Annotated in this window: 14 protein-coding genes; 9 read left to right on the top strand and 5 right to left on the bottom strand. The window is 62.0% G+C overall.

Annotated elements, in window-relative coordinates; translation table 11 throughout:
- Positions 1-58: 58 nt before the first annotated feature.
- The 4 genes from NT26_RS10490 (at position 59) to NT26_RS10475 (ending at position 4,916) form a co-directional block, all read left to right on the top strand.
- Complete coding sequence (locus NT26_RS10490) at positions 59-1,429, top strand: glutamine synthetase family protein (protein ID WP_244467602.1); 1,371 nt, start codon at positions 59-61, stop codon at positions 1,427-1,429.
- A 40-nt stretch (positions 1,430-1,469) separates the two neighbouring features.
- On the top strand, positions 1,470-2,855 hold the full coding sequence (locus NT26_RS10485; protein ID WP_052638775.1) for an aldehyde dehydrogenase family protein: 1,386 nt from the start codon (positions 1,470-1,472) through the stop codon (positions 2,853-2,855).
- Positions 2,852-3,997 (top strand): iron-containing alcohol dehydrogenase, encoded by a 1,146-nt coding sequence (locus tag NT26_RS10480; RefSeq protein ID WP_052638774.1) that lies wholly within the window; start codon positions 2,852-2,854, stop codon positions 3,995-3,997. The genes NT26_RS10485 and NT26_RS10480 overlap by 4 nt, the downstream gene beginning before the upstream one ends.
- 202 nt (positions 3,998-4,199) lie before the next feature.
- The gene (locus NT26_RS10475) at positions 4,200-4,916 is read left to right on the top strand and encodes a ParA family protein (RefSeq protein WP_052638773.1); all 717 of its coding nucleotides are present in this window, start codon (positions 4,200-4,202) and stop codon (positions 4,914-4,916) included.
- A gap of 50 nt (positions 4,917-4,966) precedes the next feature.
- Here the strand turns inward: NT26_RS10475 and NT26_RS10470 are convergent, their stop codons facing one another.
- On the bottom strand, positions 4,967-6,331 hold the full coding sequence (locus NT26_RS10470) for a L,D-transpeptidase (RefSeq protein ID WP_052642044.1): 1,365 nt from the start codon (positions 6,329-6,331) through the stop codon (positions 4,967-4,969).
- A 190-nt stretch (positions 6,332-6,521) separates the two neighbouring features.
- Here NT26_RS10470 and NT26_RS10465 point away from each other — a divergent pair, with 190 nt between their 5' ends.
- The 3 genes from NT26_RS10465 (at position 6,522) to NT26_RS10455 (ending at position 8,173) form a co-directional block, all read left to right on the top strand.
- A complete protein-coding gene (locus NT26_RS10465) occupies positions 6,522-7,361 on the top strand; it encodes a DUF4432 family protein (protein ID WP_052638772.1) in 840 nt (279 codons plus the stop codon).
- A gap of 74 nt (positions 7,362-7,435) precedes the next feature.
- A complete protein-coding gene (locus NT26_RS10460; protein ID WP_052638770.1) occupies positions 7,436-7,774 on the top strand; it encodes a protein tyrosine phosphatase family protein in 339 nt (112 codons plus the stop codon).
- Between the two features lie 57 nt (positions 7,775-7,831).
- The gene (locus NT26_RS10455; RefSeq protein ID WP_052638768.1) at positions 7,832-8,173 is read left to right on the top strand and encodes a RidA family protein; all 342 of its coding nucleotides are present in this window, start codon (positions 7,832-7,834) and stop codon (positions 8,171-8,173) included.
- Positions 8,174-8,232: 59 nt separating this feature from the next.
- Here the strand turns inward: NT26_RS10455 and NT26_RS10450 are convergent, their stop codons facing one another.
- The 4 genes from NT26_RS10450 to NT26_RS10435 all read right to left on the bottom strand — a co-directional run bounded on the left by NT26_RS10450 (position 8,233) and on the right by NT26_RS10435 (position 13,090).
- Positions 8,233-9,882, bottom strand: a complete 1,650-nt coding sequence (locus NT26_RS10450; RefSeq protein ID WP_052638766.1) for a thiamine pyrophosphate-binding protein — start codon at positions 9,880-9,882, stop codon at positions 8,233-8,235.
- Positions 9,879-11,084: a succinate--glutarate CoA-transferase gene (gene caiB / locus NT26_RS10445; RefSeq protein ID WP_052638764.1), complete on the bottom strand. Its 1,206-nt coding sequence runs from the start codon at positions 11,082-11,084 to the stop codon at positions 9,879-9,881. Before caiB ends, NT26_RS10450 begins: the two co-directional genes overlap by 4 nt.
- Complete coding sequence (locus NT26_RS10440; protein ID WP_052638762.1) at positions 11,081-12,058, bottom strand: DMT family transporter; 978 nt, start codon at positions 12,056-12,058, stop codon at positions 11,081-11,083. Before NT26_RS10440 ends, caiB begins: the two co-directional genes overlap by 4 nt.
- Before the next feature lie 99 nt (positions 12,059-12,157).
- A complete protein-coding gene (locus NT26_RS10435; RefSeq protein WP_052638760.1) occupies positions 12,158-13,090 on the bottom strand; it encodes an alpha/beta fold hydrolase in 933 nt (310 codons plus the stop codon).
- Positions 13,091-13,178: 88 nt separating this feature from the next.
- Between NT26_RS10435 and ettA the strand changes: the two genes are divergently transcribed.
- Together ettA and NT26_RS10425 are read left to right on the top strand one after the other, a co-directional pair.
- Positions 13,179-14,828 carry an energy-dependent translational throttle protein EttA gene (gene ettA / locus NT26_RS10430; RefSeq protein WP_052638758.1) on the top strand — a complete coding sequence of 550 codons (1,650 nt, stop codon included), beginning with the start codon at positions 13,179-13,181 and terminating at the stop codon, positions 14,826-14,828.
- 174 nt (positions 14,829-15,002) lie between these two features.
- Positions 15,003-17,306, top strand: a complete 2,304-nt coding sequence (locus tag NT26_RS10425; RefSeq protein WP_052638756.1) for a methyl-accepting chemotaxis protein — start codon at positions 15,003-15,005, stop codon at positions 17,304-17,306.
- Positions 17,307-17,434 lie beyond the last annotated feature (128 nt).

The raw sequence follows: 17,434 nt of genomic DNA, 5'->3' as shown, positions 1-17,434 counted from the left end.
CCTGAGTTGACAGTCCCTATCGCAACAGGACCGATAACGGTCTCCTGAGGATATGACAGTGCCCGCTCAATACACCTTCGACGACCTCAAGAAGGACGTCTCAGACGGCCGCATCGACACCGTACTCGCCTGCCTCGTGGACATGCAGGGTCGCCTGATGGGCAAGCGCTTCCAAGCGCAGTTTTTCGTCGAGAGCGCCTATGAGGAAACCCATAGCTGCAACTATCTGCTCGCCACCGACATGGAGATGGAGACCATTTCCGGCTACAAGGCAACGAGCTGGGAAAAGGGCTATGGCGATTACACCATGAAGCCGGACCTCTCGACGCTCCGGCGCATTCCCTGGCTCGAAGGAACCGCCCTGGTCCTTTGCGACGTGCTCGACCACCACACCCACGAGGAAGTACCGCATTCGCCGCGGGCCATCCTCAAGAAGCAGGTCGCCCGCCTTGAAGCCATGGGCATCAAGGCCTTCATGGCCACAGAGCTTGAGTTCTTCCTGTTCGACCAGACCTATGAGCAGGCCCACGCGTCCGGCTACCGCAATCTCAAGCTCGCCAGCGCGTATAACGAGGACTACCACATCTTCCAGACCACCAAGGAAGAGGAGGTGATGCGAGCAATCCGCAACGGGTTGCAGGGCGCCGGCATCCCGGTGGAGAACTCCAAGGGCGAGGCCTCGGCCGGGCAGGAGGAAATCAATGTCCGCTATGCCGATGCACTGACCATGGCCGACCGCCACGTGATCATCAAGAACGGCTGCAAGGAGATCGCCTGGTCGAAAGGTAAGGCCATCACCTTCCTTGCCAAGTGGAACTACAGTGCCGCGGGTTCCTCCTCCCACATCCATCAGTCGCTCTGGAGTGCTGACGGCAAGACGCCGCTCTTCTTCGACGAGGACGCCGAGCACGGCATGTCGGAGACGATGAAGCACTACATTGCGGGGCTGCTCGCCCATGCCGGCGAGATTACCTATTTCCTAGCGCCCTATATCAACTCCTACAAGCGCTTCATGGCCGGCACGTTCGCGCCCACCAAGGCGATCTGGTCAAAGGACAACCGGACGGCCGGCTATCGCCTCTGCGGTGACTCGACCAAGGGCATCCGCATCGAATGCCGCGTCGGTGGCTCCGATCTCAATCCTTATCTTGCCATGGCCGCGCTCCTTGCAGCCGGCATCGACGGGATCGAGAACAGAATGGAGCTGGAGCCGGCCTTCGAGGGTGACGCCTATGGTGGCAAGGACATTCGCGAAATTCCGCACACGCTGCGCGACGCGACGGCGCTGATGTCCGGCTCAGCCATGCTGCGCTCCGCGTTCGGTGACGACGTCATCGACCACTATACCCGCGCCGCACAGTGGGAGCAGGAAGAATACGATCGTCGCATCACCGATTGGGAAGTGGCGCGCGGCTTCGAAAGGGCCTAGTGCTCGACCAACAAGATCATAAACGACAGGAAGTGTGATCATGACCATGATCCAATGTATCTCGCCGGTCGACGGCTCGGTCTATGCTGAGCGACAGGCCATGGGTTTCGAGGAGGCTGCCGCGGTCGTTGACCGTGCCCGCAAGGCCCAGAGGAGCTGGGCCAAGCGCCCGCTCGAGGAGCGTGTGCAACTCGTTCTCAAGGGCGTCGCGCGGTTGAACGAGATGGCTGACGAGGTGGTGCCGGAGCTCGCCTGGATGATGGGCCGCCCGATCCGCTATGGCGGCGAGTTCAAGGGCTTCAACGAGCGTTCCAACTATGTCGCCTCGATCGCCGCCGATGCGCTGGCGCCGATGGTGGTGGAGGAGAGCGCGAGCTTCGAGCGCCGCATCGAGCGCGAGCCGCATGGCGTCGTCTTCGTCATCGCCCCGTGGAACTACCCCTACATGACGGCGATCAATACCGTCGCGCCGGCGCTGATGGCCGGTAATACGGTCGTCATCAAGCATGCCTCGCAGACGCTGCTGGTCGGCGAGCGGCTAGTACGTGCCTTCGTCGAGGCGGGCGTGCCGGAGGACGTCTTCGTCAACCTCTTCCTCGACCATGACACTACCTCGGCGCTGATCGCCGCCGGCAAGTTCAGCTTCATCAACTTCACCGGCTCGGTGGAAGGCGGACGCTCCATCGAGCGCGCAGCCGCAGGCACCTTCGCCGGGCTCGGCCTCGAGCTCGGCGGCAAGGATCCGGGTTACGTCATGGAGGACGCCGATCTGGATGCGGCCGTCGACACGCTGATGGACGGCGCGACCTATAATTCCGGGCAGTGCTGCTGCGGCATCGAGCGCATCTACGTGCATGAGTCGCTCTACGACCAGTTCGTCGAAAAGTCGGTCGCCTGGGTCTCAAACTATAAGCTCGGCAATCCGCTGGAGCAGGAGACGACGCTGGGGCCGATGGCGAACAAGCGTTTCGCCAAGGTGGTCCGCGAGCAGCTGTCGGATGCCGTTTCGCGCGGCGCGAAGGCGCTGGTCGATCCGAAGCTCTTTCCGGCCGATGACGGCGGCGCCTATCTGGCGCCGCAGGTTCTGGTGGATGTCGATCACTCCATGTCGTTCATGACCGAGGAGACCTTCGGCCCGGCCGTCGGGATCATGAAGGTGAAGAGCGACGATGAGGCGATCTCCCTGATGAACGACAGCAAGTACGGCCTTACGGCATCGCTCTGGACGCAGGATGCCGAAAGGGCGGGGCGGATCGGTCGCGAGATCGAAACTGGTACCGTCTTCATGAACCGCGCCGACTATCTCGATCCGGCGCTTTGCTGGACCGGCGTCAAGGAGACCGGCCGTGGTGGCTCGCTCTCCGTCCTCGGCTTCCACAACCTGACAAGACCCAAGTCCTACCATCTGAAGAAAGTCACGAAATGAACATCGTCGCGAACTGGAGCTATCCGACCGCCGTCAAGCTCGGCCGGGGCCGGATCAAGGAACTGGCCGACGCCTGCAAGTCGCTCGGCATGAAGAAGCCGCTTCTGGTCACCGACCGTGGACTTGCCTCGATGGCGATCACCGGTCATGCGCTGGATGTTCTGGAGGAGGCGGGCCTCGGTCGTGCTATTTTCGCCGACGTCGATCCCAATCCGAACGAGAAGAACCTGGAAGCAGGCGTAAAGGCGTTTCGCGATGGCGGGCACGACGGCGTGGTGGCCTTCGGCGGCGGTTCGGGCCTCGACCTCGGCAAGGCGGTCGCCTTCATGGTCGGCCAGACCCGGCCTGTCTGGGATTTCGAGGATATCGGCGACTGGTGGACCCGCGCCAGCACCGACGGCATTGCGCCGATCGTCGCAGTGCCGACGACCGCAGGAACGGGTTCAGAGGTCGGACGCGCTTCGGTGATCACCAATTCCGCGACGCATGTGAAGAAGATCATCTTCCACCCGAAGTTCCTGCCCGGTGTGGTGATTGCGGATCCTGAACTGACGGTCGGCATGCCGAAGATGATCACAGCCGGCACCGGCATGGACGCTTTTGCCCACTGCCTGGAAGCCTATTGCTCGCCCTTCTACCACCCGATGAGCCAGGGGATTGCGCTTGAAGGCATGCGGCTGGTCAAGGAATTCCTGCCTCGCGCCTACAGGGACGGGACCGATATCGAGGCGCGCACCAACATGATGTCCGCTGCGGCCATGGGGGCCGTTGCCTTCCAGAAGGGTCTGGGCGCGATCCATTCGCTGTCGCACCCGATCGGAGCCGTTTACAACACGCATCATGGCATGACGAACGCGGTCGTCATGCCGCCGGTGCTGCGCTTCAACCGGTCGGCGATCGAAGAGAAGATCGAGCGTGCGGCCGCCTATCTCGGTATCAGCGGAGGCTTCGACGGCTTCTACGACTATGTCCTGTCGCTGCGGGCGGAACTCGGCGTACCGGAAAACCTGACGGCGATGGGCATCGGTCAGGATCGAATCGATGAGCTCGCCGCCATGGCGATCGAGGATCCGAGCTGCGGTGGCAATCCTGTGCCGATGACGCTGGAAAATACTCGGCAACTCTTCGTCGACTGCTTCTGAAGCCGATCCGCTTGGCCGATTCGCAAAGCCCCGAAGCCGATGCTTCGGGGGTTTTTCCTGCCGCAGCGACAAGTTACCCCTTATATCGTTGATCGCTAAATTTACCCTTTGTTAACCATGATTAAGCAAGGTGGCCCTCAATGCACCATGCCTCCCCGGTGCGCATCTGAGCGATGCGGCTCATGCCCTTCAAGGATCGAGAATGCCCGTAATTTCCTTTGCCAACGCCAAGGGCGGTGCCGGAAAGACCACCGCAGCACTTTTGCTCGCCACCGAACTGGCCGGTCAGGGCCACCGCGTGGCAATCATCGACTGCGACCCGCAGCAGTGGATCACCCAGTGGGCGGAGATTTCCGGCCCGCTCCATAACCTGGAGGTGATCTCGCAGGTGTCCGTCGCGTCCCTTCAGTGTCATTTGCGAGAAATGCGGGATCAGGTTGATTTCTTCGTTATCGATCTAGCGGGTGCGAGGGACGCACTTGTAACGACCGCGATCGGCCTCTCGGACCATGTCATGATCCCCGTCCAGGGATCGGCAATGGATGCAAAGGGTGCGGCGCAGATCCTCGACCTCCTGGCCATGATGAAGGAAAAGGCCAATCTTGCCATTCCCCATTCCGTTGTCCTCACCCGCGTCACGTCCATGGTCACGACCAAGGCGCTGCTGGCGATCAAGGGGCTTCTTGCCGCCCGCGGCGTCAATGTGCTGAACACGCCCATCGGCGAACGCATCGCCTTCAAGGAGCTCTTCGAGACAGGGGGGACGCTGCGGACCCTAGATGCCGCAAGGGTGAGCAACCTTGATAAGGCGCGGGAGAACGCCGCCGCCTTCGCCCAGGAGGTGGTGCGCCTGATGCCGGCAAGGGTTGTCCGCTCGGGAAAATCGCGGCTGGTCGCCTCAGGACGCTTGGCAGCCTGAACTGACTGTAAGACCTGCTCCCACGAAGAGGGCGCCAGAGGCGCCTTTTTCTATTCCACGAACTCGACGCTGACGCCGGGCTTGACCATCTTAGCCAGTTCGGTCGCGTCCCAGTTGGTCAACCGGATACAGCCATGGCTGTTGGTCTTGCCGATCTTTGAGGGTTCCGGCGTACCATGGATCCCGTAGCTCGGCTTGGAGAGGGCGATCCAGACCGTTCCGACCGGCCCATTCGGGCCTGGCGGAATCTGCAGAATCTTGTCGTTGTTGCCCTGCTTGAAGTTGACCTTGGGATTGTAGGTATAGCCCGGGTCGAGCGCTACGCGTTCCACCGTATGGGTTCCCGTGGGCGAGGGGGTGTCGGTCGAGCCGATCGTGGCCGGATAGGCGGCGATCAGTCCGCCGTCTTCACCATAGGCGAATACCTGCTTTTTGCTCTTGTCGGCGACGATGCGAGTGACGCTACCCTTCTTCGGCTGTCCGGGATTGACGACCTTGATGATCGTGCCGGGGATAGAGAAGTCCTTGCCCGGATTCAGGGCCTTCAGGTAGCTCTCGTCCATGTGGAACTGCTCGGCGAGCTTTTCGCTGGTCGAGGTATAGGACATGGCTGGCATCTGGGCCTTCTGCCCATAATCGTCCGGAATGGATGCGACGAAGGGGCCCGCCGCATCGGCAGCGGTGATCGTGTAGTCGACGATGGGCAAGCCGCCGGAATAGGCGAGCCGTTGCAGGATGTCTTCGGAGTTGTTGGGATCGAGCGTTTCGCCCGTCATCTCCTGCCAGGCGGCGATCGCCTTGTTGACGTTATCGCCGAGATGACCGTCGATGACGCCGGGAGAGATGCCTTCCCGGTCGAGGAAGACCTGCAGGGCGGCAATCTCCGCCTGCGGCTTCTTGGTGACCGCGATGATAGGCTTCTCCGCTTCCATAGGCTGGGCCGGTTGCCGATCACGCTCGATAGAGGCGAAATCATCCTGCGGTTCATCCGGGAAGGGCTGATCCTCAAGGGGTAGCCGGGTAATGGAGCCGCGATCCGGCACCGTGCCGGTAATTTCTCCGGGCTCGCCTGGACGATACTCACGGTAATCCCGGTATCCTGCCTCGTCGCGGTAGCGGCGATAGTCCGACGGTGGCGGCGGGTACCGGTCGATGCCACGCGAACCATAGCCCTCCCGTGACACTTCGGTAGCGATCACCTCGCCATATCGGTCGATGAGTATCCGACGGCCCGAGCGGTCGCGGGCGATCACGACTTCGCCCTGTTCGGGCACATAATCCAGGATGCTGCCGTCGGGCGCGACGAGAAGCGTATCGCTAGCGTATGGATCGTAGATCACCTGGGCGGAGACCACCGAAGCGCCCTGCGCCACCAAGGCTGCGATACCGAGACCAGCAGTGAGAAGCCGTTTCACGTTGTCACCGACCTTCTTGTTGAACATGAATGAAATCACCGAACTGGATAAACGTTCCGGCCGGTACTTCGCCTGCCACAGACAAGCGAATTTTGACGCTAGTGTGAAAAAGGTGAATTCGTGGTGAACGTGACGTTAACATTCGATCACGTTCTGGTAACGGAGTCGTTCTCGGATCTGGAGAAGTGAAATGAAGGTCTTTTCCGCAGCTGCTGGTCCTCGCCTCTTTCTGGACGACAGCTCCGTCCTCGACATTGGCTCCTGTTTCGTCGGCAAGGTCGATATCGCTCCGGGGCGGGCGATCCCGGATGACGGTGATCCGAGGATCGATCACTCCCTTGAGGGTTTCCTTTTCACCTGCGGCCCTGACCACATCCGCCATCCCGAACCGATCGAGGGCCGAAAGGATGGGAGCAGGTACCCGTTGCACGGCTCCTTCTCTTCGCATCCTGCGCAGATCCTCTTCTGGGATTGCCAGGACGGGGATGCCGAGTGCCGGGCGACGGTTCCGGTCGCTCTTGCCGAGGGGGGGAGCGCGCTCCTCGAACGTCATTGGCGCATCGACGGCGAGAGCGGAGAGGTATGCCTCTCCGATCGCCTTACGAATACGGGGACGAAGTCGTTTCCGCCGCTCCACATGTATCACATGAATATCGGAGCCTGGCTGTTCGACGGTGAGGTCCGACTGAGCGGCAAGACGCTGGAAAACGGCAGCCTTCCCTGGAACTTCGGGGAGGATCCGGGCGGTGTATTCTGTGTCCCCGCGGTGCAGGAGGGGGAGGACTGGGCTGAAATCGCGCTCGGACCGATTGCGGCCATCGGCGGACTCACCCTCAAGGTGAAGTTCCGGACAGACACGCTGCCGTGGCTGCAGATATGGCGCAACCAGCAGGCACCGGCACACGTGCTGGGCATTGAACCGGTCTCGCACCGCTGGGTCGGTCGCCACGAACTGGCAGAGCGCGGGGAACTGCAGCCGCTGAGACCTGGCGAGAGCATTGACTACGGCTTGCGCTTCTGCTTCGCCTGACCCCGGCTCGATTGACGCCCTGCCGGCTGCGGCGTAAGGGATCACCCAAGACAACGAGCCGGAGGAACGAGCCCATGGATATCCGCCAGATCAACGACGAATACGCCGTGACCGGACAGATCAGGATCGAGGATCTCGAGGAGATCAAGGCGATGGGGTTCAAGTCCATCGTCTGCAATCGGCCGGACGAGGAGGAACCGGGCCAGCCGCGCTTCGCAGATATTGCCGCCAAGGCGGAAGCACTTGGCCTTGAGGTGAAGCATGTACCGGTGGGCCGCATGGGTGTCGACGCGCAGGCGGTTAACGGCATGGTGGACGCGCTTGATGAAATGCCGCGGCCAATGCTTGGCTATTGCCGCTCCGGCGCCCGCTCCACGGCGATCTACGAAAAAAGCCAGCATCTGCGCGGCTAGTCTTCCCGCGGCCGGTTCCCCGGCCAGTCTTCAGCTCGAAACTTTCCAGGAGCATTTATGAGCATCAAGCGCATCGAACAGGGCGCCCGCATGAGCGGCGCTGTCGTCCACGGCAACACCGTCTATCTCTCGGGCCAGGTCGGCGAGGGCGAAACGGTCAAGGAGCAGTGCGAATATGCATTGCGCGAGGTCGATCGCCTGTTGGCTGCCGCAGGCTCCGACAAGTCGAAGATCCTGCAGACGCTGATCTATCTCTCCGACATGTCCTATTTCGCCGAGATGAATGCTGTCTGGGAAGCCTGGGTCGACCCGGCCAATACGCCGGCGCGCGCGACCAGCGAAGCCAAGCTTGCAGCGCCGAAGTACAAGGTTGAGTTTACGGTCACCGCCGCCATCTGAGCCGTGACAATCCGAATCCGGAAGCCGGCGCATCTGTCTGATGCGCCGGCTTTTTCGTATTAGGCCTTTTCGCGGATCTGCGACAGCGTCCGGGTCGGCGTGATCGCCTCCGCGTCCAGCTTGACCTCGATGATCGCTGGCTTGCTGCTCGCTCGCGCCCGTTCGAAGGCTGCAGCGAAGTCTTCGGTCTTCTCGACCAGCTCTCCATGCCCGCCATAGGCCTTGGCGAAGGCGACGAAGTCTGGGTTCACGAGGTCGGTCGCGCTGACGCGACCTGGATATTCACGCTCCTGGTGCATGCGGATCGTGCCGTAGGTGCCGTTGTTCACCAGCACTGTGATTATCGGCAGGTTGTAGCGAACCGCGGTGATGAATTCCTGGCCGTGCATCATGAAGCAGCCGTCCCCGGCAAAGCAGATCACCTCGCGCTCCGGAAAGAGCTGCTTGGCGGCCACCGCGGCAGGCAGGCCATACCCCATGGAGCCGGACGTCGGAGCAGCCTGGGTGTTGAACTTGCGGAAGCGGTGGAAGCGGTGCACCCAGGTGGCGTAGTTGCCGGCACCGTTGGCAAAGATCGTGTCTTCTGCGGTGTTGGCGTCCAACCATTCCATAATCGGGCCCATCTGCACCGATCCTGGTCCTGTCTTCGGCGGTGTCGACCACTTCAGGTAGGCATCATGCATGGCGGACTTGCGCTCGGCCCAAAGCGGTGCTGCGGGTGGCTCGAGTCCCGAAAGCGCCGTGGTGAACTCGGCAGGGGCAGCGCAGATCGCCAGATCCGGGCGGTAGACGCGACCGAGTTCCTGCGGGTCAGGATAGACATGGACGAGTTTCTGCGCCGGATAGGGGATATCGATCAGGGTGTAGCTTGAAGACGGCATTTCCGACATGCGTGCGCCGACGAGGACGAGCAGGTCGGAGTCCTTGATCTCCTTTGCCAGTGCCGGATTGATGCCGATACCGACATCGCCTGCATAGCTCGGGTGCAGGTGGTCGAACAGCATCTGGCGCCGGAAGGAGCAGCCGACGGGCACCTTGAAGCGGCTGGCGAACTCCTGGAACCCGGCGACAGCCTCTTCGTTCCAGCGCGTGCCGCCGAGGATGAACATCGGTCGCTGCGCTTCCTTCAGCAGGGCCTCGAATTTCTTCATCTGGCTGGGGCCGGGATGGGCCTCCACCGGCATGTAGGACTGCGCGGCGGGAGCCTCGACCTGATCCACCAGCATGTCTTCCGGCAGGGTCAGCACGACAGGGCCGGGGCGTCCCGAGGTTGCGACGGCGAAGGCACGCGTGACGAATTCCGGGATGCGGCGGGCATCATCGATCTCGCCCACCCATTTGGCGAACTCAGTGAAGGCACGGCGGTACTCAACCTCCTGAAAAGCTTCGCGCTCGCGGGCGTCACGCTGGACCTGTCCGATGAACAGGATCATCGGGATCGAATCCTGCCGGGCGATGTGCAGGCCCGCAGACGCATTGGTGGCGCCCGGACCGCGCGTGACCATGCAAATGCCCGGTTCGCCTGTGAGCCTGCCCCAGCAGTCCGCCATCATTGCCGCGCCGCCTTCCTGGCGGCAGACCAGCGTGTCGATACCACTTTCGTAAAGCGCATCGAGGACGGCCAGATAGCTTTCCCCCGGCACACAGGAGACACGCTTCACGCCGTTCGCCTTCAGTGCCTCGACGATCAGTTGTCCGCCCGTCTTCATCGGTTCTTCCCCTTCATTTCGATAGAATCCAGTTCCGCCAGCACGGCGGTCGTATGTTCCCCGAGCCCGGGGCTTGGTCGCTCGTAACGGAGCGGCGTTTCAGACAGGACGATCGGGCTGCGTACGCTCGGAATGACCGTGCCGTCTGCTGCCTCGAGATCGACGCGGAGTCCGCGCGCCTTGATCTGCGGGTCGTCGAACATCTCGGCGATGGTATTGATCGGCCCAGCCGGCACGGCGTTGTCGCCGCAGGCTGCAAGCAGTTCGGTCTTAGTCCATTTTTCCGTCTCGGCCAGGAGATTGCGACGAACCTCGACACGGTTGGCGACGCGTGCCTTGTTGGTGGCGAAGCGCTCGTCGTCGGCGAGGTGTTCCACGCCGAGAAGTGTGCAGAAGCGCCGGAACTGCCCGTCATTGCCGACCGCGAGGATGATGTGGCCGTCGGCGACTGGGATCACCTCATAGGGGCTGATGTTCGGATGTGCGTTGCCAAGACGGGAAGGGGCCGTGCCTGAGATCAGGTAGTTCATGTTCTGATTTGCGAGAACGGCCGACATCACGTCCAGCAGCGCCATGTCAACAAGCTGGCCTTCGCCCGTCTTCATCGCGTGGATCAACGCCGCCTGGATGGCGGTGACGGCATAGATGCCGGTGAAGATGTCGGCGATCGCTACGCCAGCCTTCATCGGCTGGCCGTCCGGTTCGCCGGTGATCGACATGAAACCGGACATGCCCTGGACGATGTAGTCATAGCCGGCCAGGCTGGCATAGGGACCATCCTGGCCGAAGCCGGTGATGGAGCAGTAGACGAGCTTCGGGTTGATCGCCTTCAGGCTCTCGTAATCGAGGCCATATTTCTTCAGGCCGCCCAGCTTGAAGTTCTCGATTACCACGTCGGCAGTCGCCACGAGGCGGCGAACGATCTCCTGTCCTTCCTCCGTCTTGAGGTCCACCGCAATCGAGCGCTTGCCGCGGTTGGTGGAGTGGTAGTAGGCGGCCGACAGGTTTTCGCCGTCCTTGCCTTCCACAAAAGGCGGGCCCCAGGCGCGCGTATCGTCGCCTCCGTCGGGGTTCTCGACCTTAATCACGTCGGCGCCCATGTCGGCCAGCATCTGCCCGGCCCAGGGGCCGGCGAGAACGCGAGCGAGTTCGATGACGCGGATGCCGGCGAGCGGCGGTTTCTTTTGGCTATTCTGAGTCATGGTGTGCTGATCCGGGACGCGACCGAGGTTTCTGCGGCCGTTACGGGCTTGGCTGCGACGCGTCGCTCGCGCCAGATGATGTAGAGGCCGGAGCCGATGATGATCGCGATGCCGAGCCATTTCACGGCGTCCGGAAAATCCCCGAAGACGAGCCAGCCGAACAGGGTTGCCGAGACAATCTCGAAATACTGGAGCGGGGCAAGCACGGAGGCCGGCGCGACACGATAGGCGTAGACGGCGAGAATGCCGGAGAGCGCTGCGAAGAAGCCGACGCCAACCAGCCAGAGAAGAACCGTGAGGTCGGGCATCGAGGGAGCGAGGAAGTCCACCTCCGCCATGTCTCCCATCAGAAGTAGCAGGGCGCAGATCGGGATGCCCCACAGCGACATCTGGAATTGCATGGCCCAGGGGTTCTCACGCGGTGCGAGCGCCCGGGTCATCAGTGCGAATACCGCAACACAGAAGGCGGTGATGACCGGCAGGACGGAGATCAATCCAACTTCTTCGAAGCTGGGGCGGATCACGATCATCGCTCCGATGAAACCAACGCCACAGGCGGTATAGCGTCGCCAGCCGATCGTCTCGCCGAGGAAAATGCTGGCAAGAATGGTCAGGATGATCGGTTCGACGAAGAAGATGGCGATTGCGTCTGCAACCGGCATGACGGCGAGGGTGGCAACGAAGCAGATCATGGAGAGGGTTATGATCGCGGCGCGGACCGCATGGTAGGCACTCATGCGCCAGGACAAGTTCCGCCAGAGCCCGTTCCACAGCACGATCGGCAGCATGAACAGGGCCTGGAACAGGAAACGCGCGGCGGTGATCATCGTGGGTGATGTCGTGCCGGTCGCGAGCTTGGAAAAGATATCGATCAGAGGTGCCGCCAGCATGGCCAGCAGCATCAGCAGGAGGCCGTTCACGATTGCCGTCGTGGGTGCGGATGGCGTGGCGAGGCCACCGGCCTGTGAGGTCATGCTTTCCACTCTTGCGCAATGCGCAGCGCCCGACGCCGCTGCCGCGCATAACCTATATCCAACGAGGAGAGGGAAGGCACTTGAGGAAATGTCATTAGTTCATTCCGTTTGAGAGGCGACTGCGGCCCGCGCCCAGTGTACGAAGTCGTCCATCGCCTCCCGCCGAACAATCTCCTTCAGCGTTTCATGACGCGTGCCGGGCCAGATCCGGCTGGTGACCCGCTGGAAGCCTCCCCGGTGGAATAGGCCCTCAAGCCACAGGACTTCCCGGCCTTTGTTCGTCGCGGGGTCATCCTCCCCACCGACAAGATGGATGGGGAGGCCACGGGGCAATCGACCAAGAACGGTAGGCCCCCGGAACGTGAGGCGAAGGATATCAAGCCAAAGCGATATGCTGGCATCGAAGCCGCAGAGGGGGTCGGCGAGATAGGCATCGACCTCTGCAGGGATGCTGTTCAGCCAGTCGGATTCGGTCCGCCAGTTCGGCATCGAGCGACCCCAGCTTCGAAAGGTCGCTCTCGGGAGAATGGCACTCGGGACGTCGGCCCCCATCAACGCCTTTTCGACATGCAGCACGAGCTGCGCGAAACGGCCAGTCACCCCTTGGTTGAAGTTGGAATTCCAGATGGCGAACCCCTGGAAACCTTCCGGGTGATCACTGGCGACGTTCAAGGCGATGAGGCCTCCCATGGAATGGCCGAAGAGGATTACCGGGAGGCCGGGATGAGCATCCGTTGCGAGATTGCGCATCGCCCAGACATCATCCAGGGCCTTGGCAGCGCCATCCCGCACGGCAAATCGGCCCCTGACGGCATCTGGTGCCGTCGTTTCACCATGCCCACGATGATCATGGACATAAACGTGGAAGCCGTTGGCGCCCATTGAATGCGCGAAGTCGCCGTATCGACCGGAATGCTCGACCATTCCGTGGCAGATCAGGAGGACGCCGCAAGGGGGGGCAGAGGCCGCCTGGTGATGATAGGCGAGGCTTGCGCCCGTGGGGCTTTCCAGCCGCCTGGTTTCCTCGAACATTCTTCCGCCCCCTCTGCTCGCGCATTGCTCCCGGCGCCCGTTTCGCCTAGATAGCGTCCAAACCCCCAGACGCCGGAGTATTTTTCTGATGGCACGTCAGTTCATTTATCACATGGCCGGACTGAACAAGTCCTACGGCAACAAGAAGATTCTCGAAAACATTCACCTGTCCTTCTATCCGGATGCCAAGATCGGCATTCTCGGCCCGAACGGCGCCGGCAAGTCGACCGTGTTGAAGATCATGGCGGGGCTGGACAAGGAGTGGACCGGCGAGGCCTGGCTCGCCGAGGGCGCCACGCTCGGCTATCTGCCGCAGGAGCCGCAGCTCGACGAGAGCCTCAACGTCTTCGGCAACGTCATGGAAGGTGTCGCCGACAAGAAGGCGATCCTCGACCGCTACAACGAACTGATGATGAACTACTCCGACGAGACAGCGGAGGAGGGTTCCAAGCTCCAGGACATCATCGACAGCCAGAACCTCTGGGACCTGGAAAGCCAGGTCGAGATGGCGATGGAAGCGCTGCGCTGCCCTCCGGGCGACGCGACCATCGATAATCTTTCGGGCGGCGAAAAGCGTCGCGTCGCGCTTTGCCAGCTGCTGCTGCGCCAGCCCGACCTGCTGCTTCTCGACGAACCGACCAACCACCTAGACGCCGAGACGATCGCCTGGCTCGAAAAGCACCTGCGCGAATATCCCGGCGCCATCCTGATGGTTACCCACGACCGCTACTTCCTCGACAATGTCACCGGCTGGATCCTCGAGCTCGACCGTGGCCGCGGCATTCCTTACGAGGGCAACTATTCCGCATATCTCCAAGCCAAGGCGAAGCGTCTGGCGCAGGAAGAGCGCGAGGAAGGCAGCCGCCAGAAGGCGCTGTCGCGCGAGCAGGAGTGGATTGCCTCGAGCCCGAAGGCGCGTCAGGCGAAGTCCAAGGCCCGTATCCGCGCCTATGACGAACTGGTTGCTGCGGCCGAGAACCGCCGTCCCGGCGAAGCCCAGATCATCATTCCGGTCGGCGAGCGGCTCGGCAATGTCGTCATCGAGGCGGAGAACATCTCCAAGACCTATGGCGATCGCGTGCTGTTCGAGAACCTGAGCTTCAAGCTGCCACCAGGCGGCATCGTCGGTGTGATCGGACCGAACGGCGCCGGTAAGACGACGCTGTTCCGGATGATTACCGGTCAGGAAAAGCCGGATACCGGCTCGATCAACATCGGCGAGACCGTCCACCTCGGCTATGTCGACCAGAGTCGCGACTCGCTCGATGGTTCGAAGAATGTCTGGGAAGAGATCTCCGGCGGCAACGACATCATCAAGCTCGGCAAGTACGAGATGAATTCCCGCGCCTACTGCGGCGCCTTCAACTTCAAGGGTGGCGACCAGCAGCAGAAGGTCGGCAACCTGTCGGGCGGCCAGCGCAACCGCGTGCACCTCGCCAAGATGCTGAAGGCTGGCGGCAACGTCCTGCTGCTCGACGAGCCGACCAACGACCTCGACACGGAAACGCTGTCGGCTCTGGAGGACGCACTGGAAAACTTCGCCGGCTGCGCCGTCATCATCAGCCACGACCGCATGTTCCTCGACCGCTTGGCGACCCATATCCTCTCCTTCGAGGGTGACAGCCATGTGGAATGGTTTGAGGGCAACTTCGAGGACTACGAACAGGACAAGATCCGCCGGCTCGGACCAGAATCAGTCAACCCGAAGCGGGTCACCTACAAGCGGCTGACGCGCTGATTTGCACTATGATGCTTGCTAACGGGCCGCCCATGGGTGGCCCGTTTTGCATTCCAGTAGCCGACGACTGCAGTGAAATATAAGCATTTATTAGCACAGGTTCGCTAGCAACGAACATGCAGTGGATGGAAACGCTGCGTGTGACGTCATGAGGACGACCGTCGAGGAAGTTTCATGACTCTCATCCAACGCCTTTCATTCCGCCAATCCCTCGCCGTTCTGACCGTTGCGCCTCTAGCCGCTGCAATCTCATTTGGTGGCTGGCTGACCTACGAAGCCTACAAGGAGCGCTCCGCCGCCCAGAACGCGGTGCTGCTGGAGCGTGTCGCGAAAGCCGGCGGCAAGCTCGCCGTCCTCGTCCCCGCTGAGAGCGGCGCGACGGCAGACCAGCGCCCGGCTGCGCGCAAGGCAACGGACGAGACAAAGGACGCGCTTCTCAAGGCGTATGACGACGTCCTTGCGGCAGGTTTCAACGATCCTGCACTTGCGGCCTTCGTTGAGAATTTCAAGGAACGTTTCGCCAGGATCCCCGGCTATCGGCAGGAGGTCGATGCAGGCACGGCGAGTTCAATCAGCGCGCTGCAAGTCTTGCAGCCGGCCGTCGCTGCCGGTGCCGAGATCACTCGCCGCGCGGGCGCCATGTCCGAAGACAGCGATTTCGCGCGGGCTGCAGCCGGTTATTACGCGATGATGCAGGTCGGCGACGGCTACCAAATGTTGAACAGGCTTGCCGGCGAATACGCCAAGGGGCCACTCGGGATGGAAGCCATGAAGATGTTCATGCGCAGCGCCGGGCTGCTGGCTGCCTATACGGCGCCCTTCCGCGAATCGGTGCCTGCCGACATTCTCGCCGAATATGATGGGTTCTTTGCCGGTGCTTCCGGCCAGGCGGTCGAGCGCGTCCGCGGCTTGATGGCCAAGAACGAAGCCTACACGCCAGCTCCCGGCGAGGTCGATCTCTGGACGAAGGCAAATCTCCATCGTCGCGCATTCATTTCCGGGCTGACGGACCGGACGGGCGACCGGATGACCCACCTGGTACAGGCGAAGCTTTCGTCTGCCACGACCTACCTGACCGTGCTCGCGGCATCGATGCTCTTCTTCGTCGCCTGCGTCATCGCGTTGAGCTTCGCGGTGACCCGCAACTTCTCCAGGACACTCACCGGCATAGGCGATCGCATGAAGACGCTCGCCGAAGGAGATACCGCCCGGACGATACCCTATGTGGAGCGCAGGGACGAAATCGGTGGCATGGCGCGTTCCGTCGAGGTGTTCCGACAGGCGGCCATCCGCAATGCCGAGCTTGAGGCCGAGCAGGCTCACGGCCGCGAACAGGCCGAGCGCGACCGCGTCGAGATGCAGCGCCGCGCGGAGGAAGAGGCGGAGCAGCGCCTCAATCAGGCGACCGTTGCCCTGGCAGCCGGCCTGCGGCGTCTGGCAAGCGGCGACATGCTTTGTGAAATCGAACAGCCTTTCGCTTCACAGTTCGAGCCGCTTCGCAACGACTTCAACACTTCGGTGTCTCAGCTGCGCCAGGCACTTGCCAGCGTGGGGAACTCCGTTTCGACCGTTACCGGCGGCTCCCGGGAGATTTCGGAAGCATCCGACAATCTTTCGCGGCGCACTGAACAGCAGGCTGCCTCGCTCGAGGAGACGGCTGCAGCGCTTGAGGAGATCACCTCGAATGTCAGCGCAACGTCGCGACGGACGGATGAAGCCCGCCAAGTCGTCCGGGATGCCCGGGCACGTGCGGGCCAGTCTGGCCAGGTGGTTCGCAATGCGGTTGCCGCAATGGAACGCATCGAGCATTCTTCCAAGCAGATCGGACAGATCATCTCGGTCATCGACGAGATTGCCTTCCAGACCAATCTTCTGGCTCTCAATGCTGGCGTCGAGGCCGCCCGTGCGGGCGAGGCCGGCAAGGGCTTTGCCGTCGTTGCCCAGGAAGTGCGCGAACTGGCGCAGCGTTCCGCCAAAGCGGCGAAGGAGATCCAGAGCCTGATCGACAATTCGGCAACTGCCGTCGGCGAAGGGGTACGCCTCGTCAACGATACGGGCGAAGGGCTCGGAGTGATCGAGCAACTCGTGCAGGCGATCAACACCCATATGGATTCGATTGCGACCGCGGCACAGGAGCAGGCGGTCGGGCTTACCCAGGTGAATACCGCGGTGAACCACATGGATCAGGCCACGCAGCAGAATGCCGCCATGGTCGAGGAAATGAATGCGGCGGGCGCAAATCTGGCGCAGGAAAGTGCAACTCTCAACACGCTCCTGTCCCAGTTCAAAGTCGGCAACGCGGTGCAGGACCTGCGGACTACTGCAGGGCGGATGGGCGCCCCCGCTACGCACGCGGCCGCGGCACGCGCGACGGTTCCGCCGCCGACAGCGTCCGCCAAACCTCGTCCGGCAGTTCGTGCTTCCGCGGGCGGTGCTGCTCTGGCCCAGGCGCCGTCGGACGATTGGCAGGAATTCTGATGGCGACGCGACTTGTGGAAGGGCGGCCATCGTGCCGCCCTTTTGCATTTTCATGCAGTGTGGTTTGAGGGTTGCCTTGTTGGCAAATGAGATATAAACATATCTTTATATCTTGATTGCGAAGGCGA

Origin of the sequence: Pseudorhizobium banfieldiae (assembly GCF_000967425.1) — a bacterium.
Classification (GTDB): domain Bacteria; phylum Pseudomonadota; class Alphaproteobacteria; order Rhizobiales; family Rhizobiaceae; genus Neorhizobium; species Neorhizobium banfieldiae.
The sequence above is the reverse complement of the archived record's forward strand: the minus strand, read 5'-3'. Positions and strand labels throughout refer to the sequence as shown.